This window comes from Pseudomonas sp. D3-10 (genome assembly GCF_051132175.1).
Classification (GTDB): Bacteria; Pseudomonadota; Gammaproteobacteria; order Pseudomonadales; family Pseudomonadaceae; genus Aquipseudomonas.
This window is the reverse complement of record NZ_CP071668.1, coordinates 4,777,543-4,797,834: the sequence shown is the minus strand read 5'-3', so window position 1 is coordinate 4,797,834 and position 20,292 is coordinate 4,777,543. Positions and strand designations below refer to the sequence as shown.

The following is a 20,292-nucleotide window of genomic DNA, read 5'->3' as shown; positions in this document are numbered from 1 at the left end:
ACCGGTCAGCGCTTGCCGTCGAGCGGATCGATATCGGCCATTTCCGCTTCGTCCAACCCGTCGCCTCCACCTATATCGTTTTCTCCAACGATGCTCAGGTCCCAATCGGCCTGCTCATCCTCGCCGGCCTCGCGGGCGTCCCGGGCACCGTCTTCGTGGATCAAGGTTTCGGGGCTCATGTCATCATCGGTCGGCTGGCGGTCTTCCATCGAGGCCCCTGTCATGCCCGCTTCACGCACGCGTTCATCCGGCATCAGTTGCTCGCGTTCTTCCTCCGGCAATTCATCGCCGATCCTGGCGTCGTATTCATCGTCATCGAATTCCAGCTCACGCATCGAGCCCATGCGGTCTTCGTTGTCGTCGATGGGTTCCGGTTGCACCGCATCGTAGGGACGTCGTGAATCATTCATGGCAATTCCTCATACTGTGGGCCTTACTAAGAGTCGACCGACTGTGGGGCCAGGAATTCCAATGCATCGCCGACGTGACCTCGACCGGCGGTCGTCTGTCACAGTTGGGCACTCTCTATCGAGGCTGGACAGCATGAATGAATTACAAGATCTGATTGATAACAACGCGCGCTGGGCCGATGCGATCAAGCAGGAGGATCCTGACTTCTTCGCCAAGCTGGCTCGTCAGCAGACCCCTGAATACCTGTGGATCGGCTGCTCCGATGCGCGGGTACCGGCCAACGAAATCGTTGGCATGTTGCCGGGTGATCTGTTCGTGCACCGCAATGTCGCCAACGTCGTACTGCACACTGACCTGAATTGCCTTTCGGTCATCCAATACGCAGTCGACGTGCTTAAGGTCAAGCACATCCTGGTGACGGGTCACTACGGCTGCGGCGGCGTGCGTGCTTCGATGCAGGACCGCCAACTGGGCCTGATCGACGGCTGGCTGCGCTCGATTCGCGATCTGTATTACGAGCATCGCGATGCCTTGGCCAAGCTCCCCACCGAAGAAGAACGCGTGGACCGTTTGTGCGAGCTCAACGTGATCCAGCAAGTGGCGAACGTGGGCCACACCAGCATCGTGCAGAACGCCTGGCACCGTGGGCAGAAGTTGTCGATTCATGGCTGCATCTACGGCATCAAGGACGGGCGCTGGAAAAGCCTGGACACCACGATCAGCGGCTTTGAGCAACTGCCGCCGCAGTATCGACTACGTCCGGTCGACGCGCCCTGAGGGCAACCTCTAGTCGCGATGACAACGGCGCCGCCAGTGCCGCAAAAATTCCATTCCTCGCTCATTCGGCGATTCGTCATAGCCAGTAATCCAGCCGTGGCAGTTGGATGAACCGCACCGGCAGGCGAATTGCCGATACAACTTGCGTTCAGTACTGGCGTAGTCCATCGCCAGGCGGTCGCCTTCACGGATATCCGTCAGGGACCACAGCCACAATTCGCTCATGTCCAGGAAGACATTGGGATTGCAGGAGTGCAGCAGCAATCCGGCGAAGTGTGGGTCGTACATGTGGACATCCGGCAGAAGCGGCAATGTGTGCAGGCGTCGGCGGCTGATCAGCAGCCCCGATACCCTGCACATCCGCGTCATGGGGGCGAATGGCTTGCGGGCGATGATCCCATTGCCGCGACCGGCGTTGGTCTGGCGCACTTCAAAATCGCGCACCGAGGGATAGCCCTGGCGAGGGCTGAATTGTTTTCCCGGATAGATGCAGTCCCGGGTCTTTGAATCGACGCAATTGTCGATGAATTCGATCATGACCGTCCTTGTCGGTGCTGGACACTCGACTTTTCAGCGCTGGCCTCCAGCCGGCGGCGGTTAAAAACTCCGATAGCTTCCTCCAAGCCGTGATGCGTATCTACTGTCGACTCTGACAGGTGCCATAAGCGCTTTCCCGTGTGAGCGCAGGCTTACACAGGAAAGGCTCGTCAGGGTTTATACGGCTTCGGCGGGTAATGGCATGGGCACTTTCAACTGCTGCAGTTGCGATTTGACCGGTGGTGTTTCGCACTTCTTGTCTGCGTCCACCTCGCTCAGCTTGCGAACCGAGGTATAGAACAGCTCGCAAGTCTGCTCTTTTTGCGTGACCTGCCACGTCTGGGTGCATTGGCTCAGCAATGCGCTCGGGTCGGTACCTGGCTTGCTGCCCATTCCGGCCTGCCAGCATGCAGCGCTCAGGTCCTGGCCCATGACTTTCAAGCCCGCGGCATCGGCCTTGGCCTGGTCGCCGTCATAACTGTCCGGATCGGCTGCGTACCAGATGTAGCTGGGGTGGTTGGAGCCCAGCACCGGAACCTTGGCCCCCGGCGCAGGCTCGATGGTCGCCAGGCCGAGTACCGCCACGGTCTGGCCGTATTGGGTCTTGATCCAGTCCCGGACGGGCGCTCCGAAAGCCACCATCGGCAGCGACGCCCCGCTGGCGTTCCGAGTGACTTCCTTGACCATGGTGGTCTGGTAATCGTTGAAATAGCTATACAGGCCGGCGAGTGTACTGCCCGCATTGGACGGCGCCGCAATGGGCGCGATGTCGATGATGGTCTGGTAAGCAGGCGTGTCCCCGGCGGCGATGCCGTTGGCGGTCAGCAGCGTGGCCCAGCGGTCGGTGGTGGCCGACTCCAGATAATCCTGGGCCTGGGTCAGCGAATAATCCGGCGGGAAGTGCAGCAGCTCGACGCTCTTGCGGTTCTCCAGCGCCATGCCCAGGGGCAGGAACAGGTACCAGTTGTAGGCCCATTTTTTATCGTTGTTGAGTTTCGTGGCGCCGTTATAGGCGAGGTCGCCGGCGTTGAGCAAGGCGGCCAACGGTTGGCCATAACTCTTCGGCACGCCACTGATGTTGGCGTAGACGGTGCCGTTGTCGCTTTTGACCTCGACTTTGGCCGCGTCGTAGCCGTCGCGCTGGACGCTTTGCGTCAAATAATGCTCGACGGTCTGCTCGAGTGTCCAGTTGCGAAAACAGATGACATTGCAGTTGTTGGGGTAAGCGAAGAGGCGGGTGACGCGTTCGGTGCTGCCAAGGTTGACACCGATGTCGGCGGCTTGGGCGGTGGCGCTCAAGGCCAAGGCGGCGAGAGGAAGTACGGCGAGTTTGAACATGCTCAGATCCTTTTCAGCGTGGGCCCTTGGAAACAGGGTGTATCCATACTGAAACAGACGGAGCCGAAGAAGAAGTGGGCCGATGGAAAAATCGGCCCTTTTTTATGGCTTTATGGCATTACTGGCGGCAGGTAGGTCAGCGTGGTCCCCAGGGCCCACAGCAGCACCAATACCAGCGGCGTGTGAACCAGCAACTGCACGAAAGAGAATCCGATCAAGTCCCGCGCTTTCAACCCGAGAACGCCCAGCAACGGCAGCATGTAGAACGGGTTGATCAGGTTCGGCAGTGCTTCGGCGGCGTTATAGATCTGCACGGCCCAGCCCAAGTGGTAGTTCAGGTCGTTGGCCACCTGCATGACATAGGGCGCTTCGATGATCCACTTACCGCCGCCGGAAGGAATGAAAAAGCCCAGCACCGCCGAGTAGACGCCCATCAACAGGGCGTAGGTGTCATGGGAAGCGATCTGTACGAAAAAGGTCGAGATATGGTGTGCCAGCGTCTGCGCATCGCTGCCCTTGACGGTGGTCAACAGTGCGGCAATCGATCCGTACAACGGGAACTGGATCAGCACGCCGGTGGTGGTTGGCACGGCGCGGGCCACGGCATCGAGAAAACTGCGTGGCCGCCAGTGGAGCAAGGCGCCCAACATAATGAACAGAAAGTTATAGGTGTTGAGCCCGGAAATGGCGCTGATGGCCGGCTTGGTCGAAAACTCATGGAACAGCCAACCAGCGGCGAGCAGCACCAATGCAATGGTCAACAGCGGGCTGTGCTCCAGCCATTCCCCGGGGCGGGTGCGCGGTTGCAGCGCCGGCATGCTGAAACTGGGGTCGATCCCGCAGGCGGCGGCGTCACGGGCGCTGTTGGGGCCCGGCGCGGTGGCATACGCGATGATCACCGAGATCACGATCAGCGCCAGCAGCATCACACCGGACTGCCAGAGGAAAATCGTCTGGGTGAAAGGGATGACGCCGGTAATCGACAGGATCGATGGCGGCAGGCTGGCCGGGTTGGCTTGCAATTGCGCGGCCGAAGAAGACAACCCCAGCGCCCACACCGCGCCCAGGCCCAGGTAAGCGGCAGCGCCAGCGGCGCGATAATCCATCTTCAAGTCCGCGCGCCGGGCGAGGGCACGCACCAGCAGGCCGCCGAACACCAGCGACAGCCCCCAGTTGAGCAGCGATGCGACCATGGAAATCACGGCCACCCACGCCACCGCGGAGCGGCCATTGCTGGGAATGCGCGCCAGGCGGTCGATCAGCTTGACGGCTGGAGGCGAGCTGGCCACTACATAACCGCCAATCACCACGAACGCCATTTGCATGGTGAAGGGAATCAGGCTCCAGAACCCATCGCCGAAAGCCATGGCTGCGGCAGTGGGCGTGGCGCCAATGAGCTGCGTCGCCAGCGCGACCACCAGCACCGCCAGCGCGGCAAAGACCCAGGAGTCGGGGAACCAGCGCTCGGCAAAACTGGAACAGCGCAGCGCGAAGCGGGCGGAACGGCTGTCTTCAATGTCAGTGGTCACGGCAATCACCTCGGGTTTTTATGATTATCGGTATCTGGAGCGACGAAGCATCGGCGGTCGGGCGCCAATATTGGAACATTCCAATGACCGTGGGAGACGGACCGGCGTTCGGAGTACGACGTGATTTTTTTCAGACCGAACACCGGCGCTCTTCAGAAAAAAATCCTTGGGCCGATGGCAAGGAACAGCAGTAATTCTCCTGCCTGCCGGAGCTTGCCATGTTCAACAATCGCTTGAAGCAGGAGCTGCTCGCTCTTCGCCAAGAACTCTCCAGTCTCATGCAGATAAAAGAGAGCCTTGATCGCGAAATGCTCGGTTTGACCCTCGATGCTGAGGGGAGGATACAGTCGGTCAACCAGAACTTTCTCGATGACATGCGTTACAAGAGCCAAGACCTGATTGGCCGTTCTGTCGAGGAACTGGTACCGGCTTACCTGAAGTCCAATGAATTCCAGGCGCGCTTCAAGACCGCGCTGACCCGTGGCGAGCATTTTTCCGGCGCCGTGCGCCTGATGCGGGGCGACGGCAAAGAGGCCTGGCTGCGCTCGATCCTCCAGCCCATACGCAATGCCGAGGGGCGAATTCGTTCTTTTTCGATGTACTCCAACGACCTCACTCGCACCATCGAAAACTCCCGCGAGCATGAGAACCTGATAAGTGCCCTGGTGCATTCGACGGCGGTAATCGAGTTCGACCTGGGTGGCCATGTATTGACGGCCAATGACCGTTTCCTCAATGCGATGGGTTACAGCCTCGCGCAGATCAAGGGCAAGCATCACCGTACGTTTTGCGAGCCTGAGCAATACAACAGCGCGACCTACCAGCATTTCTGGAAGCGTTTGAACAGCGGCGAGTTCGTTGCCGGGCGCTTCAAGCGTATCGACAGCAGCGGTCGCGAGGTGTGGCTGGAAGCTTCCTATAATCCGGTGGTCGATGCCAACGATCGCCTGTACAAGATCGTCAAGTTCGCCACCAACATCACCGACCAGGTCAAGCAGGAAAAAGCCGTTGCCGCGGCCGCCAACATCGCCTACAGCACTTCCCTGCAAACCGATAACAGCGCCCAGCGCGGCACCACCGTCGTGACCCAGGCCGTGGACGTGATGCGCGACCTGGCCCGGCATATGCAGACCGCTGGCCAGGGTATCGAGGCACTGAACGAACAGTCGCTGGTCATCGGAACCATCGTCAAGACCATCAGCGGCATCGCCGAACAGACCAACCTGCTGGCGCTCAACGCCGCAATCGAGGCTGCCCGGGCCGGTGAACAAGGGCGCGGATTTGCGGTGGTGGCCGATGAGGTCCGGCAACTGGCGTCGCGTACCAGCCAGGCAACCGATGAGATCGTCGGCGTCGTTCGCCAGAACCAGGACATGGCTCGCAATGCCGTGGCGCTGATGACCGACGGCCAACACCAGGCTGAACAGGGCCTGGCCTTGGCGGCCGAGGCGGGAACGGTAATCGTCGAGATCCAGGACGGCGCGAAGAAAGTCGTGGACGCGGTGAGCCAGTTTGCCAATCAGTTATCAACATAAGGGCGGTTTATTGTTGTTTTTTACAAATTAATTATCGTATCTCGATAATTTTAAGGCTATGTTCTGGGCTCCTTTCGTTCTGTTGGAGCCTCACATGGGTTCGAATCGCCTAGCTGTTTATAGTCAACGCATGGCTGCCATCACGCTGATATTCATTGCGGCCATGATGGCCATCAATGCCCTGGTCTGGGTGTTTCCTGATATCGAGTCGCAGTACGGCCTGGGCTTTGCGTTGACTCAGCGTCAGTTGTCCAGCCTGTCAGGGGAGGCGACCTTGTTGACTGGTTGGCAGAGCCTCGGCGCGATCTTCTTATCGAGTATCCCTCTGCTGGCGCTGACAGTCGGGCTGGTCAATCTGCGACAGCTCTTCAAGCGCTATGCGCAGGGGCAGTATTTCTCCGGCGAAGCCGCCATTGCACTGGGCAAGGCCGGCCGCGCGGTGGCATTGTGGGTGCTGCTGGATTTCCTGTGCGAACCTTTGTTGAGCCTGCTGCTCACCATCAATGCGCCCGTTGGCCAGCGATTGCTGAGCTTGAGCATCACCGCGCCGTCCTTCGTCGCTTTGTTTCTGGCGGCGTGCATTGCGATCATTGCCCGGATATTGTCCCAAGCCGCTGAAGTCGATTCAGAAAACCGAACTTTCGTTTGAGATACCCATGCCTATCGTGATTCAACTTGATGTGATGCTGGCGATGCGCAAGGTCAAGTCCAAGGATCTTGCCGCCGCCATTGGCATCACCGAGGCCAACCTTTCCCTGTTGAAGCAGGGAAAGGTCAAGGGCATACGTTTGGCGACCCTGGAAGCTATCTGTGACTATCTGCACTGTCAGCCGGCCGACCTGCTGGTTTACCAGCCGCGAAGCGAATCCGATCAGTCGCCCAGCGCTTGACCTTCGCGCCTTGGATCCGCCCCGCCAGCCAGCGAGGATTTCCCTTGGCCATCACGCACCCGGATGATCGCCTGGGTGCCGCTGGTCATGTCGATTTCGCCCACTGTGTGGCCTTTGTCTTTCAACGCCTGGACCAACGCCGGGCTGAATTGCCCCTGTTCCAGTTCGGTGGGGCCATTGCGGCTGCCGAAGTTGGGAAGATTGATGGCGGCTTGCGGGTCCAGGTCCCAATCCAGCAGGCCGATGACGGACTTGGCGACGTATTCAATGATCTGTGATCCACCTGGGGAACCAACCGCGGCCAGCCATTCGCCGCTCTGGCGATCAAAGATCAGGGTCGGAGCCATGGACGATCGCGGGCGTTTGCCGGGCTCGACGCGGTTGGCGACTTTGCGCCCGTTCTCTTCGGGTATGAAGGAAAAGTCAGTCATCTGGTTGTTGAGCATGAATCCCTGCACCATCAAGTGCGAACCAAACGCTGACTCCACCGTGGTCGTCATCGACACGGCGCCGCCCTGGTCATCCACGGCCACTACTTGCGAGGTGGAAATTCGCAGGGGCGAGCGATCCGGCGCGAAGGCCATCTGGATGCCCGGTGGTGTTCCCGGCTTGGCAACGCCCATGCTGCGAGGGCCGATGAGGCTTGCGCGGCTCGCCAGATACGTGGGGTCGACCAGACCTTTGACTGGCACGGGGACAAAATCCTGATCGGCAACGTAGAGGGCGCGGTCAGCGTAGGCCAGGCGCTCAGCCTCGGAAATCATGTGCACGGCTTCGGGCAAAGGCTCGATACCAGCGGGGTTCGTGGATTTGATCGGTTTCAATGCCGCGAGGGCGGTTAGGCCGTCGCGCTGTTCCAGGTTCTCCAATGTCCCGAGGATCTGCGCCACGGCAATCCCGCCGGAGGAGGGCGGCGCCATGCCACAGACTTGCCAGCGTTTGTAGTCGGTGCACAACGGCGCGCGCTCGCGGGCGGCGTAACCTTTGAGGTCGCTCAACGACAGACTGCCCGGATTGGCGTGGCTTTGGACCTTGGCGACAATTTCTTCAGCAACGGGCCCTTCGTACAAAGCATTGGGGCCTTCGTTGGCAATACGCTTGAGGACGCCCGCCAGTGCCGGATTTTTAAGCAGGGTGCCCACTGCCTTGGGGCTGCCGTCGGCATTCAGGAAATAGGCGGCCATGTCGGGGGAGCCGGGTAAAGAGGCATCGGCGGCAATCATCGAGTGAAGTCGAGGCGAAATCCTGAACCCCTGTTCCGCCAATACAATTGCCGGCTCGAACAGTGTCGCCCACTTCAGGCGGCCATGTTTGCGATGGGCCAGCTCCAGGGCACGCAACACGCCCGGTGTACCCACGGAGCGGCCGCCGATCTGCGCGGCGGTAAACGGCATCGGTTTGCCGTCGGCCTGGATGAAGAGTTTTTCGGTAGCACCGGCCGGCGCCGTTTCGCGGCCGTCGTAGGTACGCACCGCCTTGCCGTCCCATAACACAATGAACGCACCTCCGCCGATGCCGGAAGACTGCGGCTCCACCAACGTCAGCACTGCCTGCATGGCAATTGCCGCGTCGATGGCCGACCCGCCGCGCCGGAGCATTTCCCGGCCGGCTTGCGCGGCAAGCGGGTTTGCCGCGGCGGCCATGTGTTTGTCGGCATTACGTGTCTGTAGATCGGTGCGGTAGCCGGAAGCGATTTCCGGAGCCGTGGGCAAGGCAGAAGCGGACGTGGAGGAGGGCGGAGCCTTGCAGGCGACGAGTGCCAAGGCGACAGCCAGCAGGGAAACGGCTGACAGGCGATGAAGATTCGATTTGAGATCTGAAAGCACGTGTCGCTCCGTCCATGGGCCAAGGATATTGAGATCGACTGTAGCGATACGAGGCGTGGGGCGCAAATCGACGGGGGGCGGCGATTCGGCTTCGCCCCCACAAGACGTCAGGCGTTCTGCGCCTGGAGAAAAATAGAAAACAGCTCGGACTGGGACTTGATCCCCAGTTTGCTGTACATATGTTTTTTATGGACTTTTACGGTTTCGGCGGAAATTTCCAGCTTGCGGGCGATTTCCTTGCTGGAGCAACCGCTGAGCATTAAGCGCCCGACATCCAGCTCCCGTGCGGTCAATTGCGCGCCTTTGAGCTGCTGGACTGACGCTTCCAGCTGCACGCGCCAATCGGCTTGCGGCGGTGCTGGTGCAAGGGCCACCACTTCGTTGATTTCGTAAGGCAGGCGCTGGCGCAACAGGCCGAGCACCCAGGGCTGGATGAGTGACAGCAAGGCAGTCTGCTCGCCACTGAACCGCTGCTTGCTGCCCAGCGACAGGCAAAGCGTGCGGTCGCCTTCGAGCTGGCAATTGAATTGGACCTCATCGGACACCACATTCAGGCGGAAGTAACGCTGGTAGTACTCGGTCAACTCGAAATGTTCCGGTGCGACTTCCGACAGGCGATACAGCCCGGTGCGCGACTGCTCGCGACAGGCGATGTAGAACGGATCGAGCAGATACAGGCCGCGCAGATAATCCTGGAACAATTGATCCGGACTGCCGTCCGCACCCGGGCACTCTGCGAATACCTGCGGGCGCTGGTCGGCGCTGAAAAGTAGTGCCACCCAGCTGTCGAAAGGTACGTATTGATCGAGCAAACGGACCAGCTGCGTCCAGAAATTAGGCTTGTCCAAGGCGTCGATCAGTTGCCCAACCGAGCGGTGCCACGCAATGTCGTCTAACGAAAGTGTCATGCCTCTACCCCTATCGGGTTACCCCAGCGGCGTGATTTCCCGCCGTGGGCCTGCTGCGCATACTGGCGCACAGACACCGACCGGGCAATCTTTCAGCCCGCCTGGTTAGAACAAGGAATACCCATGAAAGTCGAACTCGCCCAGTTGGCGGGCCGTGATAACGACACGGCCTATAACCTCGAACGCGCCCTTCAGGCGATTGCCGCCTGTGCGGCCGATACGCAGTTGATCGTATTTCCCGAAACGCACCTGATGGGCTTCCCATCGCTTGAGACAGTGGCAGAAACCGCTGAGCCATTGGATGGCCCGACTGTCAGCGCGGTGCTTGCTGCGGCCCGGGAGCACAACATTGCCGTGGTCATAGGCGTGGCCGAAAACGACCGTGGCCGCTTCTACAACACCACGCTGCTGATCACCCCGCAGGGCATCGCGCTGAAGTATCGCAAGACCCACCTCTGGGCGTCGGACCGCGGTGTGTTCGAGGCCGGCGACCGTTACGCCACGTGTGAGTGGAACGGTGTGCGCGTCGGTCTGCTGATCTGCTACGACATCGAGTTCCCGGAAACCGCCCGAGCCCTGGCGCAACTGGGGGCCGAACTGCTGATCGTCACCAACGGCAACATGGACCCCTACGGGCCGACTCACCGCACCGCGATCATGGCTCGCGCCCAGGAAAACCAAGCGTATGCGCTGATGGTCAATCGGGTGGAAGAAGGGGATGGCGGGTTGGTGTTCGCAGGCGGCAGTGCGTTGGTGGACCCGCTGGGCACGCTGTTGTTCGAGGCCGGGCGCGAAGAAGGGCAGTTTGCGGTGGAATTGGACCTGAACCAACTGACGGCGGCGCGGCGTGATTATCGCTACCTCGATGATCAGCGGCTGAAGATGCCAGGAGAGATTGTCGAGCATCCCTATGGATTGCGAGAGCTGTTGATTCCTTCGCGTTGATCCTGAATCTGTGTCGTCAGGGCTTGCCCGCGAAGAGGCCCTGACAAGCAACACGTTTGCGTTGAAAAAAAACAGAACAAGAACCTAACACCCGAAATTGCGCCGAACTCGGCTCTGCCATAAATCTAATAATTCGGAGTAGTCACTCATGGCTCATTTGCAACGCACCCTGTCATTGGGGTCGGTGGTGCTGTTCGGCATCGCCTATATGACACCGATCATTGTCCTTGGCACTTTCGGTATTCTCGCTCAATCCACCTCCGGCATGGTCCCCGCCGCTTACCTGGCAGCACTGGTGGCGATGTTCTTCACCGCGATGAGCTACGGCCGAATGGCCGCGGCGTTCCCTGTCGCCGGTTCGGCCTACAGCTATGTCCGCAAGGCGATCAGCCCGAAACTCGGTTTCATCGCCGGTTGGGCGGTATTGCTCGACTACCTTTTCTTGCCCATGGCCATCTGGCTGATCGGCGCGGCCTACCTTCATTCCGCATTCCCGACCGTGCCGCAGTGGCTCTGGGTGCTGGTCTTCATTGGCATCACAAGTGCGATCAACATCGTCGGTCTGAAACTGGCCAACGGCATCAACGCGCTGTTGATGCTGGTGCAATTCCTGGTGCTGATCGCCTTCGTTGCGTTGTGCGTTCATTATGTCGGCGGGGATGCGAGCACACCGTTATGGTCGGTCGAGCCCTTTTTTAACGGTGACATGCAGATGCCATTGATCATGAGCGGCGCAGCCATCGCCTGTTATTCATTCCTGGGGTTCGACGCGGTCAGTACCCTGACCGAAGAAACCCGCGATCCGCGCCGTACCATTCCACGAGCGATCATGCTGATTACCCTGGTCGGCGGATTGATCTTCGTCAGCGTGTCGTACTTCGTGCAGATCGCCCATCCGTCGTCCCAGTTCGACAGTGTCGACGCGGCGGCCTATGAAATTGCCCGCAATATCGGTGGCGACCTGTTCGTATCGATCTTCCTGATCGGCCTGATCGTTGGCCAATTCGCGTCGGGGCTGTCGGCTCAGGCCAGCGGCTCCCGGCTGTTGTTCGCCATGGGCCGAGATGGTGTACTGCCGAAATCGTTCTTTGGCGCCTTGCATGAACGCTTCGGTACGCCGGTCAACAGCATTCTCTTGTGCGCTGTGGTCGCGTTGCTGGCGCTGAAACTGGACGTCACCACCTCAACCTCGTTCATCAATTTCGGCGCGTTCCTGGCATTCAGCCTGGTGAACCTGTCGGTGATTTTTCACTACTGGATCGGCGCGCAGAAGAAAGGGCCGCGTGAATTCGTGCTGTTCCTGCTGTTCCCGTTCGTTGGTCTGGCGGCTGATGTATGGCTGATGGTCAGCCTCGATCACTTGGCGATCTACCTTGGCCTGAGCTGGCTGGCGATTGGCGTGGTGTATCTGGCGATGCTGACGGGAGGTTTTCGTCGCCAGCCACCGGAGATGGACTTCCAGGAAGCCACATAAATCACTACGCCCCGTGGGAATAGCTGAATCTTGCGGGGGCATTCAGGGAGATATACCCAGAAACAAGAAAGCCCGCACTAGGCGGGCTTCTTGTTGTTCAAAGACATTCAGGAACATCTTTGAACAGGACTTGGTGGCTACACAGGGACTTGAACCCCGGACCCCAGCATTATGAATGCTATGCTCTAACCAACTGAGCTATGTAGCCAAGTGGCGCGCATTATTCGCTGGTAACGAAGATGTGTCAAGCGTAAATCCAAAATATTTCTCTGCACTTTCAACCGCTTAACCATCCTCGTCGCCAATGTGCGTCAACTGAGCTGAAATCTCCCTGTGTTCGCGCTCAAGGCCTGGCTGCCTTGGCTCAAGGTGTCCGCCGCCACGTTCACCGCGCGGGCGCCTTCCAGCAGGCGCATGGCCGCTTGATCGACCTGCTGGATATTGCCGCTGACCTCGTCGGCTGTGCTGGCCTGCTCATCCACCGCGGTGGCGATTTGCGCCAGGGTATCGGTGACGCTCTGTACGGCGCTGGCAATTTCCCCCAGACGCTCGCCAAGGCCGGTCACGGCTTGCGCGTCGGTCTGGGCCTGGCCGCAGGCCGCTTCCATCAGGCTGACGGCTTCGTTGACCGTGGCGCGCAGGCTGTCGACGGTGCCGGCGATCTGTTGGGTGGAGGACTGGGTACGTTGCGACAGGCTGCGCACTTCATCGGCCACCACCGCAAAGCCCCGGCCTTGTTCACCGGCGCGGGCGGCTTCGATGGCGGCGTTGAGCGCCAGGAGATTGGTCTGCTCGGCCACGCCGCGAATGGTATCGACCACCAGCTGGATCTGTTGGCCCTGCTCGCTGACCCGGCCCAAGGCGGCAGCGGTTTCGTTGAGCCGCTGGTTGAGCTGCTGAATGCTCGCCGTGGTGCGCTGGCTGTCGCGGCTGCTGTCGGCGGCGATGCGACGGGTCTGTTGCGCGCTGTCTGACGCCTGTTCGCAACTTTTCGCGACGCCTTGGGAAGTTGCGGCCAGTTGCGTCGCGGCGGCGGCGATCTGGCTGATTTGCATCTGCTGAGCCTCGACTTCGCCCAAGGCGCCGCTGGAGTGTGTATTGAGGGTGCGCACGGCGTCGCTCAGTTGCAGCGTTTCGTGATCCACGCCCAGCAGGCTGGTGCGCAACTGCACCACGGCGACATTGAGCGCGGTGCTGATAGCTGCCAGCTCGTCGCGTCCTTGCACGGGTACCTGGAGGCTCAGGTTGCCGTCACGCAGGGCTTCGGCCAGTAGGGTTATGCCACTGGCGCTGCGGCGGATAGAGGCTTGCAAGCAGACGAACAGGTACAGCGCCGCCAGCAATAGGCAGCCAAGCACCGTGGCGACCAAGGTGAACTGGCGGATCGCAGAGCCGTGGTAATGGTCCAGCCGCGTGTCCAGTGCGACCAGCGATTGTTGTCGCAGGGTCGCCAGGTCCCGAAGAAGGGCGTCCATGTGTTTCTCGAACGCTTCCGGCTTGAGATTGATGGAGCCACCGAACACGCCGTCATCCAAGACTTTCAAGCCGGCGTCCAAGTGCTTGAGGCTGCCCTGGAACTGTCCGGCCCAGGATTGCAATTCGCTGGGCAAGCGTGTCTCCAGCAACGCACCGGTCTTGACCAACTGATCCCGGGCGTCGCCGATGCGGCTGCGCAAGTCACGCAGTTGCAGGCGGCTCTGCAAAGTGAATTGGCCTGACACCACCGAGGCCTGGCCAACGCTGGCCAGGCGGCCGACACGTTCGATCAGCTCGGGTGTCTGCTGGGTCGAAATCTGGGTGAGCAGGTAGGTTTCCAGCCAGGAGGCGAGCGTCAGGCGATTGTCCATGACCATCTGTTCGCGCAACGCTTGCAATGCGCTGAGGGCAGCGGTGAAACGATCATAGCCATCCGGCCACCAACCCACGGCGCCCAGGCTCTTGGAATCCAGGCCGTTGAGGCTGGTCTGCAAGGCCTGGTAGCGGGCGAGGGTGTCGGCTTCGACGCCCTCGGCCTGCAAGGTCGCGCCAAGATCGTTGGCGACCTGGTTGAGCTCCGGTTGCACCGCATCGAACGCGGCCATGGCGGCGATCGTCGCAGGGGTGGGTTGTCGATTGGTCTCCGTGGCCCGCCAGCGCGCCGCGCGATTACGCTGGGCGGCGAGCAGGTTGTCCAGGTTATCCAGGGCGAGCAACTGGCGTACGCCGGCGCGCTCTCCGGAAATCAGGTTGAGTTTGTCCCGGTAGTCCTGGCCGATGAGCCACAGGCTGCCCATGAGCGGCAGGATGAACAAAAGGAACAACAACTGGAATTTACGGGCGAAACCAAAATGCCCCAGCAACCGGATGCCCGGTGATAGAAAAGCCTGCATGCCCATACTCCCCTGAACACCCTTGCACTTTTTTTGTGCGTTTTTACACAAGTGCCGAAACGGGTGCTCTTTCAAAAGGCCTCGAAAGCTTGTCCAGGCCGGCTCTGTAGGCCTGCTCTGTAGCGAAACTTCCCATTCTCGGTCCCCTTTGTAAGGGGCCGCGTCGTAAGACTTTTACAAGGCAAGATTCAGACCATGGCGTTGCGCTATCACCTTGTTTGCCGACTATTTTTTATCGGTCGATAGCAAGCTAATGGGATAGCCTTGTCGCACTGAAAAATGGCACATTGGCGAACCTTGCCCATGTGCTCCCACCTGCCGTCTGGAAACTTCCCATGGCTATCAGCAATACCCCGGCTGACGCGACGCCCATTGGCGCCACGCCCCAAAGCAGTCCTTTGGTCATGCGCATCATTGGTGCGGTGGCGTTGGCTCATCTGATCAACGATCTGATCCAGGCTGTGCTGCCGTCCATCTATCCGATGCTCAAGGACAGCTATGGCCTGACGTTTACCCAGGTCGGCCTGATCACCCTTACGTTCCAGTTGACCGCATCTTTGTTGCAGCCTTGGGTCGGCTATCACACCGATCGGCACCCGAAGCCCTGGCTGTTGCCGGCCGGAACGGTGTGCACGCTGATCGGCATCGTGATGATGTCCATGGTCGGCAGCTTTGCCATGATCCTGCTGGCGGCGGCCTTGATCGGTATCGGCTCGTCGACTTTTCACCCCGAGGCATCGCGAGTGGCGCGACTGGCTTCCGGCGGTCGTTACGGCCTGGCGCAATCGACTTTCCAGGTGGGCGGAAACGCCGGCTCCGCATTCGGCCCGCTGCTGGCCGCAGCGATCATCATTCCCTACGGTCAAGGCAATGTGGCCTGGTTCGGCTTGTTCGCGCTGTTTGCCTTGTTCGTGCTGTACCGCATCAGCCGTTGGTACGCCAATCACCTGAACCTGTTCAAGCTCAAGCAAGGCCAGGCGGCGACGCATGGCTTATCCAAGGGGCGGGTCCTGAGTGCGTTGGTGGTGCTTGGCCTGTTGGTGTTCTCGAAGTATTTCTACATGGCCAGTTTCACCAGCTATTTCACCTTCTACCTGATCGAAAAGTTCGACCTGTCGGTGGCATCTTCCCAACTGCACCTGTTCCTGTTCCTTGGCGCAGTGGCGGCGGGGACCTTCTTTGGCGGCCCGATCGGCGACAAGATCGGACGCAAGGCGGTGATCTGGTTCTCGATTCTGGGTGTGGCGCCATTTACGCTGATCTTGCCTCACGTGGACCTGCTGTGGACCAGCATCCTCAGCGTAGTGATCGGCTTCATCTTGGCTTCGGCTTTCTCCGCCATCGTGGTGTATGCCCAGGAGCTGGTGCCGGGCAACGTTGGGATGATCGCCGGCGTGTTCTTCGGGTTGATGTTCGGCTTCGGTGGGATCGGCGCCGCGCTGCTGGGGCATCTGGCGGACATCCGGGGTATCGAATACGTGTATTGGCTGTGCTCGTTCCTGCCGTTGTTCGGCGTGTTGGCGATTTTCCTGCCAAGGACCAAAAGGGCCTGAATCGAACATTCCGAGCCCCGTTTCAACGCAGTATGGGCCAGTGCGGATACCTTTCGTACAGAGCCTCGGTCAATCCATCAGGCATTTTTGCTCTCGACCCCGGATGGGGTCGATGTACCGTTTATCGTAGTCCCTGAGCCATGAATGAACTTGCCGCTCTTTGGTGTTTCCGACGCAAAGAGCCTGTTCCAGTCAATTGGCTCCAACAAGAAGCCACCGGTCATGGTTATGACCGAGGCAGCGTGCAAAGCGTTGTCGCTCTACCAGGTGACGAAACTGGCATTTCTTTTAAGGGACTAAACCATGGCAACCGTCGATAACCCGAACCTGAATTCCCATACCGTGAGAACCGGCCCCGGCACTGTCCAGGTCGACCTCACCGGCCAGCTAGATGATGCCCAGAGCATCATTATCCAGCCGGACGGCAAGATACTGATTGGCGGCTATACCGAGTACCTGGCATGGGGCTACCCCGGGGCGCCAGGTGAGGAAAGCTACGGCTACGAGCAGAACCATTCCGTTATCCGCCTGAATGCGGATGGCAGCCTGGACACCCGCTTTCATGAAGGTGGCGTCGATACGATACCGACCACGACAGCCCCAGCGTCCCGCTATGAGCTGACGGCGGTGCAGGCCGATGGCAAGGTGCTCGTCGCTGTGGCGCTGAACACCGGCATACAAGTGGAGCGCTACAACAGTGACGGGACGCGTGATGTCGGCTTTGGTCAGAACGGTGTCATGACGGTCGACATCAACCATGATTTCAAGGATATCGACCTGACGGCCAATATGGACGGCACCTTTCAGGTCAGTGCCCGCGGGTTTGACCAGGCTACCGTGACCAAGGCTGGCAATGACGGCAGCTTGTTCGACGGCTTTGGTCACAACGGCGTGCTCACCGTCGACATTTACGAAGACCCGTTTTTCAACGGAGGGATCTCCAGTGCGGTGTTGGCAGATGGGAGTGTCGTGGTCGGGGCTGCCTACAATGCCGCCGGCACGGGCGATCCGACGTTCGCCTTGCAGCGTTTCAACGCCGACGGTCAGTTGGATACCCGTTTCGGTGACGACGGCGTCCTGCATTTGAGCGCTGCCATGGGGTTTGGGGAAGACTCGGTGGTCACCGTGCAGGCTGACGGAAAGATCATCGTGATGGGGCATGGCGAGGGCGATCGCCTGGCTACCGTGGCGCGGCTCAACGCTGACGGGTCATTCGACAGTAGTTTCGGCAGCAATGGCTCGGTGACCTTCGAGGCCGACACGCCGGCGGCTTTGACGGTGCAAGCCGATGGCAGGATCGTGGCTGCCGGCACGAACAACGGAGATTTCAATGTCATCCGCTTGAACGCCGACGGTAGCCTGGACTCAAGCTTTGGCAGCCAGGACGGCAAGCTCCATATGGAGGGGTACGCCGGCGAGGAAATCTTGCGGGGCACCGATGCCGCCGAAATCATCCACGGCCTGGCGGGCGATGATGTGCTCCACGGCGACGGCGGGCGTGATGTGTTGCAAGGTGGCTCAGGCTCGGACATCTTCCGTTTTACCGAACTGGGCGACAGCTTCCGCACCGCCACGCTGAACAGCAGCGACCGAATCCAGGACTTCGATGTCTCCGAGGACCGCATTGACCTGATCGGCTTGGGCTTCACCGGTATTGGCGATGGCCATGACGGTACCTTGGCCATCCAGGCCAGCGCGGACGGCACCCGCACCTACCTCAAGAGCTTCGACGCCGATGCTACCGGGCAACGTTTTGAACTGACCTTGGATGGCAATCTGGTCGGGCAACTGAACTACACGAATCTTGTGTTCACGGCGCCCACGCTTGAAGGGGAATCTACCAACGATACGATTACCGGTTCTGCCTTGTCGGAAATCATCCATGGCCTGGACGGCAATGACCGTATCAACGGCGGCGCCGGAGCGGATGTCATCATCGGCGGCGCGGGCGCCGACCGTCTCAACGGTGGGGACAGAGCCGACATTTCGTTGTGGACGGACAATCGGGAAAACGCCGACGTGTTCCGCTATCTCTCCATCGAGGACAGCTACCGTACCGACAACCAGAGCTTTGCCGACCTTATCGAAGGCTTTACGGTTGACGACAAAATCGATGTGTCGGCACTGGGCTATACCGGCTTCGGAGAGGGTACGGGCACTACGCTGAAGTTGGTCTACAACGAGGCATTGGACCGCACTTACCTGAAGGATGCGCAAGCGGACGCGCAAGGCCATTCGTTCCAGGTTGCGCTGGCCGGGGACTGGCGGGAAAGCCTCGGGGAAGACAACATGGTCTTTGCTCCCACAGCGGCTCCCGACGCCCAACTAGGCCTGATCGGGGTGGCGCCAGACGTCGATCAATGGCATTTGTTAAGTTGACGCCCATAAAAAAACACCGCGTGACAGTCACTGCCACGCGGTGTTTTTTTCATTTCAGACGTTGAAGCGGAAGTGCATCACGTCGCCGTCCTTGACGATGTATTCCTTGCCTTCCAGGCGCCACTTACCGGCTTCCTTCGCGCCAGCTTCGCCCTTGTACTGGATGAAGTCGGCGTAGGCGATGACTTCGGCGCGGATGAAGCCCTTTTCGAAGTCGGTATGGATGACGCCAGCGGCTTGCGGGGCGGTGGCGCCCACGCGAACGGTCCAGGCGCGGACTTCTTCGACACCGGCGGTGAAGTAGGTCTGCAGGTTGAGCATTTCGTAGCCAGCGCGGATCACCCGGTTCAGGCCAGGCTCTTCCAGGCCCAGGGCCTCGAGGAACATGTCCTTCTCTTCGCCATCGTCCAGTTCGGCGATTTCCGCTTCGATCTTGTTGCAGACCGGAACGACCATGGCACCTTCTTCCTCGGCGATGGCACGGACCACGTCCAGATGCGGGTTGTTCTCGAAACCGTCTTCGGCGACGTTGGCGATATACATGACCGGCTTGGTGGTCAGCAGGTGGAAGCCCTTGATCACCAGCTTCTCGTCGGTGCTCATGTCCTTCATCAGGCTACGCGCGGGCTTGCCCTCGGTGAAGTGAGCGATCAATCGCTCCAACAGGCCTTTCTGGACGACTGCATCCTTGTCGCCACCCTTGGCGTTGCGGGCAACCTTCTGCAGTTGTTTCTCGCAACTGTCGAGGTCGGCGAAGATCAGTTCCAGGTCGATGATCTCGATGTCGCGTTTCGGGTCGACGCTGTTGGAAACGTGGATCACGTTCTCGTCTTCGAAGCAGCGCACCACATGGGCGATGGCATCGGTTTCGCGGATGTTGGCCAGGAACTTGTTGCCCAGGCCTTCACCCTTCGAAGCACCGGCCACCAGGCCTGCGATGTCGACGAACTCCATGGTGGTCGGCAGGATGCGCTTGGGATTGACGATGGCCGCCAGTGCGTCCAGGCGCGGATCGGGCATCGGCACGATGCCGCTGTTCGGCTCGATGGTGCAGAAGGGGAAGTTCTCGGCCGCGATACCGGATTTGGTCAGGGCGTTGAACAGGGTGGACTTGCCGACGTTAGGCAGGCCGACGATGCCGCAATTGAATCCCATGGTGTTTCCCCTCGGATAAGTGTCAGGCCTTCTGGCTGTGCAGGTTTTTCATCGCGCGGTTCCATTCACCGGCGAGGATATCCGGCAGCACGCCGAGGGCAAAGTCGATGCTGGCATCGAGTTTTTCCTGTTCGGCGCGAGGCGCGCGACCCAGGACAAAATTTGAAACCATACTGGCAACGCCCGGGTGGCCGATGCCGAGCCGCAGGCGGTGAAAGGTATTTTGATTGCCCAGTTGCGCAATGATGTCGCGCAACCCGTTGTGACCGCCATGGCCGCCGCCCTGCTTGAGCTTGGCAACGCCCGGAGGCAGGTCGAGTTCGTCATGGGCCACCAGGATTTCTTCAGGCTTGATGCGAAAGAAACCGGCCAACGCCGCCACGGCCTGGCCGCTGCGGTTCATATAGGTGGTGGGAATCAACAGGCGAACATCCTGACCCTGGTGTGAAAAACGCCCGGTCAGGCCAAAATATTTGCGATCGGCGGCCAGGCTGACGCCTTGGGCGTGCGCGATGCGCTCAACAAAAAGGGCCCCTGCGTTATGCCGGGTCTGTTCGTATTCGGCGCCTGGATTTCCCAGGCCAACGATCAGTTTGATGGCAGTCACGATAGGGGCCCTTCCTGGAGTGGTGGTTAACATGTCGCGGTCAGACGGTGTGGCGACAA

At 59.9% G+C, this 20,292-nt stretch carries 18 protein-coding genes, 1 tRNA gene and 1 pseudogene; 10 read left to right on the top strand and 10 right to left on the bottom strand.

Annotation, left to right across the window (positions count from 1 at the left end; genetic code table 11):
* Nucleotides 1–5: 5 nt before the first annotated feature.
* Nucleotides 6–410, bottom strand: a complete 405-nt coding sequence (locus J3P90_RS21690) for a serine kinase/phosphatase (RefSeq protein ID WP_434562306.1) — start codon at nt 408–410, stop codon at nt 6–8.
* A gap of 133 nt (nt 411–543) precedes the next feature.
* On the opposite strand from J3P90_RS21690, the gene can reads away from it, so the two are divergent.
* A complete protein-coding gene (can, locus tag J3P90_RS21685; RefSeq protein WP_039594546.1) occupies nt 544–1,188 on the top strand; it encodes a carbonate dehydratase in 645 nt (214 codons plus the stop codon).
* Between the two features lie 9 nt (nt 1,189–1,197).
* Here the strand turns inward: can and J3P90_RS21680 are convergent, their stop codons facing one another.
* The 3 genes from J3P90_RS21680 to J3P90_RS21670 all read right to left on the bottom strand — a co-directional run bounded on the left by J3P90_RS21680 (nt 1,198) and on the right by J3P90_RS21670 (nt 4,592).
* A complete protein-coding gene (locus J3P90_RS21680) occupies nt 1,198–1,725 on the bottom strand; it encodes a lysine methyltransferase (RefSeq protein ID WP_434675378.1) in 528 nt (175 codons plus the stop codon).
* A gap of 177 nt (nt 1,726–1,902) precedes the next feature.
* The gene (locus J3P90_RS21675) at nt 1,903–3,063 is read right to left on the bottom strand and encodes a hypothetical protein (protein ID WP_420764050.1); all 1,161 of its coding nucleotides are present in this window, start codon (nt 3,061–3,063) and stop codon (nt 1,903–1,905) included.
* A gap of 110 nt (nt 3,064–3,173) precedes the next feature.
* The gene (locus tag J3P90_RS21670; RefSeq protein WP_420764051.1) at nt 3,174–4,592 is read right to left on the bottom strand and encodes a short-chain fatty acid transporter; all 1,419 of its coding nucleotides are present in this window, start codon (nt 4,590–4,592) and stop codon (nt 3,174–3,176) included.
* A gap of 218 nt (nt 4,593–4,810) precedes the next feature.
* Here J3P90_RS21670 and J3P90_RS21665 point away from each other — a divergent pair.
* From J3P90_RS21665 to J3P90_RS21650, 4 genes and pseudogenes are all read left to right on the top strand, one after another.
* Nucleotides 4,811–5,539, top strand: a pseudogene (locus J3P90_RS21665) (PAS domain-containing protein); the annotation flags it as partial.
* 156 nt (nt 5,540–5,695) lie between these two features.
* A complete protein-coding gene (locus J3P90_RS21660; RefSeq protein ID WP_434635653.1) occupies nt 5,696–6,127 on the top strand; it encodes a methyl-accepting chemotaxis protein in 432 nt (143 codons plus the stop codon).
* 130 nt (nt 6,128–6,257) lie between these two features.
* The gene (locus J3P90_RS21655; protein ID WP_434562312.1) at nt 6,258–6,776 is read left to right on the top strand and encodes a DUF2975 domain-containing protein; all 519 of its coding nucleotides are present in this window, start codon (nt 6,258–6,260) and stop codon (nt 6,774–6,776) included.
* A 7-nt stretch (nt 6,777–6,783) separates the two neighbouring features.
* Nucleotides 6,784–7,017, top strand: coding sequence for a helix-turn-helix domain-containing protein (locus tag J3P90_RS21650; protein WP_434562314.1), 234 nt, complete (start codon nt 6,784–6,786; stop codon nt 7,015–7,017).
* Here the strand turns inward: J3P90_RS21650 and ggt are convergent.
* Both ggt and J3P90_RS21640 read right to left on the bottom strand, forming a co-directional pair.
* Complete coding sequence (gene ggt / locus J3P90_RS21645; protein ID WP_434675377.1) at nt 6,999–8,843, bottom strand: gamma-glutamyltransferase; 1,845 nt, start codon at nt 8,841–8,843, stop codon at nt 6,999–7,001. The genes J3P90_RS21650 and ggt overlap by 19 nt on opposite strands.
* 107 nt (nt 8,844–8,950) lie before the next feature.
* The gene (locus J3P90_RS21640; RefSeq protein WP_420764055.1) at nt 8,951–9,751 is read right to left on the bottom strand and encodes a helix-turn-helix transcriptional regulator; all 801 of its coding nucleotides are present in this window, start codon (nt 9,749–9,751) and stop codon (nt 8,951–8,953) included.
* A 123-nt stretch (nt 9,752–9,874) separates the two neighbouring features.
* Between J3P90_RS21640 and J3P90_RS21635 the strand changes: the two genes are divergently transcribed.
* Both J3P90_RS21635 and J3P90_RS21630 read left to right on the top strand, forming a co-directional pair.
* Nucleotides 9,875–10,696: a carbon-nitrogen hydrolase family protein gene (locus J3P90_RS21635; RefSeq protein ID WP_434562318.1), complete on the top strand. Its 822-nt coding sequence runs from the start codon at nt 9,875–9,877 to the stop codon at nt 10,694–10,696.
* 148 nt (nt 10,697–10,844) lie between these two features.
* Complete coding sequence (locus J3P90_RS21630) at nt 10,845–12,170, top strand: APC family permease (RefSeq protein WP_434675376.1); 1,326 nt, start codon at nt 10,845–10,847, stop codon at nt 12,168–12,170.
* 131 nt (nt 12,171–12,301) lie between these two features.
* On the opposite strand, the gene J3P90_RS21625 is transcribed toward J3P90_RS21630, so the two are convergent.
* Both J3P90_RS21625 and J3P90_RS21620 read right to left on the bottom strand, forming a co-directional pair.
* A tRNA-Met gene (locus J3P90_RS21625) sits at nt 12,302–12,378 on the bottom strand.
* 103 nt (nt 12,379–12,481) lie between these two features.
* Entirely contained in the window at nt 12,482–14,539 is a 2,058-nt protein-coding gene (locus tag J3P90_RS21620) for a methyl-accepting chemotaxis protein (RefSeq protein ID WP_434609569.1), read from the bottom strand.
* Between the two features lie 335 nt (nt 14,540–14,874).
* Between J3P90_RS21620 and J3P90_RS21615 the strand changes: the two genes are divergently transcribed.
* The 3 genes from J3P90_RS21615 to J3P90_RS21605 all read left to right on the top strand — a co-directional run bounded on the left by J3P90_RS21615 (nt 14,875) and on the right by J3P90_RS21605 (nt 18,471).
* Complete coding sequence (locus tag J3P90_RS21615; protein ID WP_434562324.1) at nt 14,875–16,092, top strand: MFS transporter; 1,218 nt, start codon at nt 14,875–14,877, stop codon at nt 16,090–16,092.
* Between the two features lie 144 nt (nt 16,093–16,236).
* The gene (locus J3P90_RS21610; RefSeq protein WP_420764060.1) at nt 16,237–16,392 is read left to right on the top strand and encodes a hypothetical protein; all 156 of its coding nucleotides are present in this window, start codon (nt 16,237–16,239) and stop codon (nt 16,390–16,392) included.
* A gap of 3 nt (nt 16,393–16,395) precedes the next feature.
* Entirely contained in the window at nt 16,396–18,471 is a 2,076-nt protein-coding gene (locus J3P90_RS21605) for a calcium-binding protein (RefSeq protein WP_434675375.1), read from the top strand.
* Nucleotides 18,472–18,525: 54 nt separating this feature from the next.
* On the opposite strand, the gene ychF is transcribed toward J3P90_RS21605, so the two are convergent.
* A complete protein-coding gene (gene ychF, locus J3P90_RS21600) occupies nt 18,526–19,626 on the bottom strand; it encodes a redox-regulated ATPase YchF (protein ID WP_420764062.1) in 1,101 nt (366 codons plus the stop codon).
* Between the two features lie 22 nt (nt 19,627–19,648).
* Complete coding sequence (pth, locus tag J3P90_RS21595; protein ID WP_003185374.1) at nt 19,649–20,233, bottom strand: aminoacyl-tRNA hydrolase; 585 nt, start codon at nt 20,231–20,233, stop codon at nt 19,649–19,651.
* Nucleotides 20,234–20,292: the final 59 nt, after the last annotated feature.

Bases quoted from the DNA above. Each gene is read 5' to 3' on its own strand.
- can (WP_039594546.1), top strand. From the start codon at position 544: ATGAATGAATTACAAGATCTGATTGATAACAACGCGCGCTGGGCCGAT.
- J3P90_RS21615 (WP_434562324.1), top strand. From the start codon at position 14,875: ATGGCTATCAGCAATACCCCGGCTGACGCGACGCCCATTGGCGCCACG.
- J3P90_RS21680 (WP_434675378.1), bottom strand. From the start codon at position 1,725: ATGATCGAATTCATCGACAATTGCGTCGATTCAAAGACCCGGGACTGC.
- J3P90_RS21620 (WP_434609569.1), bottom strand. From the start codon at position 14,539: ATGCAGGCTTTTCTATCACCGGGCATCCGGTTGCTGGGGCATTTTGGT.
- J3P90_RS21655 (WP_434562312.1), top strand. From the start codon at position 6,258: ATGGCTGCCATCACGCTGATATTCATTGCGGCCATGATGGCCATCAAT.
- J3P90_RS21650 (WP_434562314.1), top strand. From the start codon at position 6,784: ATGCCTATCGTGATTCAACTTGATGTGATGCTGGCGATGCGCAAGGTC.
- J3P90_RS21640 (WP_420764055.1), bottom strand. From the start codon at position 9,751: ATGACACTTTCGTTAGACGACATTGCGTGGCACCGCTCGGTTGGGCAA.
- J3P90_RS21675 (WP_420764050.1), bottom strand. From the start codon at position 3,063: ATGTTCAAACTCGCCGTACTTCCTCTCGCCGCCTTGGCCTTGAGCGCC.
- J3P90_RS21635 (WP_434562318.1), top strand. From the start codon at position 9,875: ATGAAAGTCGAACTCGCCCAGTTGGCGGGCCGTGATAACGACACGGCC.
- ychF (WP_420764062.1), bottom strand. From the start codon at position 19,626: ATGGGATTCAATTGCGGCATCGTCGGCCTGCCTAACGTCGGCAAGTCC.
- J3P90_RS21660 (WP_434635653.1), top strand. From the start codon at position 5,696: ATGCGCGACCTGGCCCGGCATATGCAGACCGCTGGCCAGGGTATCGAG.
- J3P90_RS21605 (WP_434675375.1), top strand. From the start codon at position 16,396: ATGGCAACCGTCGATAACCCGAACCTGAATTCCCATACCGTGAGAACC.
- J3P90_RS21630 (WP_434675376.1), top strand. From the start codon at position 10,845: ATGGCTCATTTGCAACGCACCCTGTCATTGGGGTCGGTGGTGCTGTTC.
- J3P90_RS21690 (WP_434562306.1), bottom strand. From the start codon at position 410: ATGAATGATTCACGACGTCCCTACGATGCGGTGCAACCGGAACCCATC.
- J3P90_RS21610 (WP_420764060.1), top strand. From the start codon at position 16,237: ATGAACTTGCCGCTCTTTGGTGTTTCCGACGCAAAGAGCCTGTTCCAG.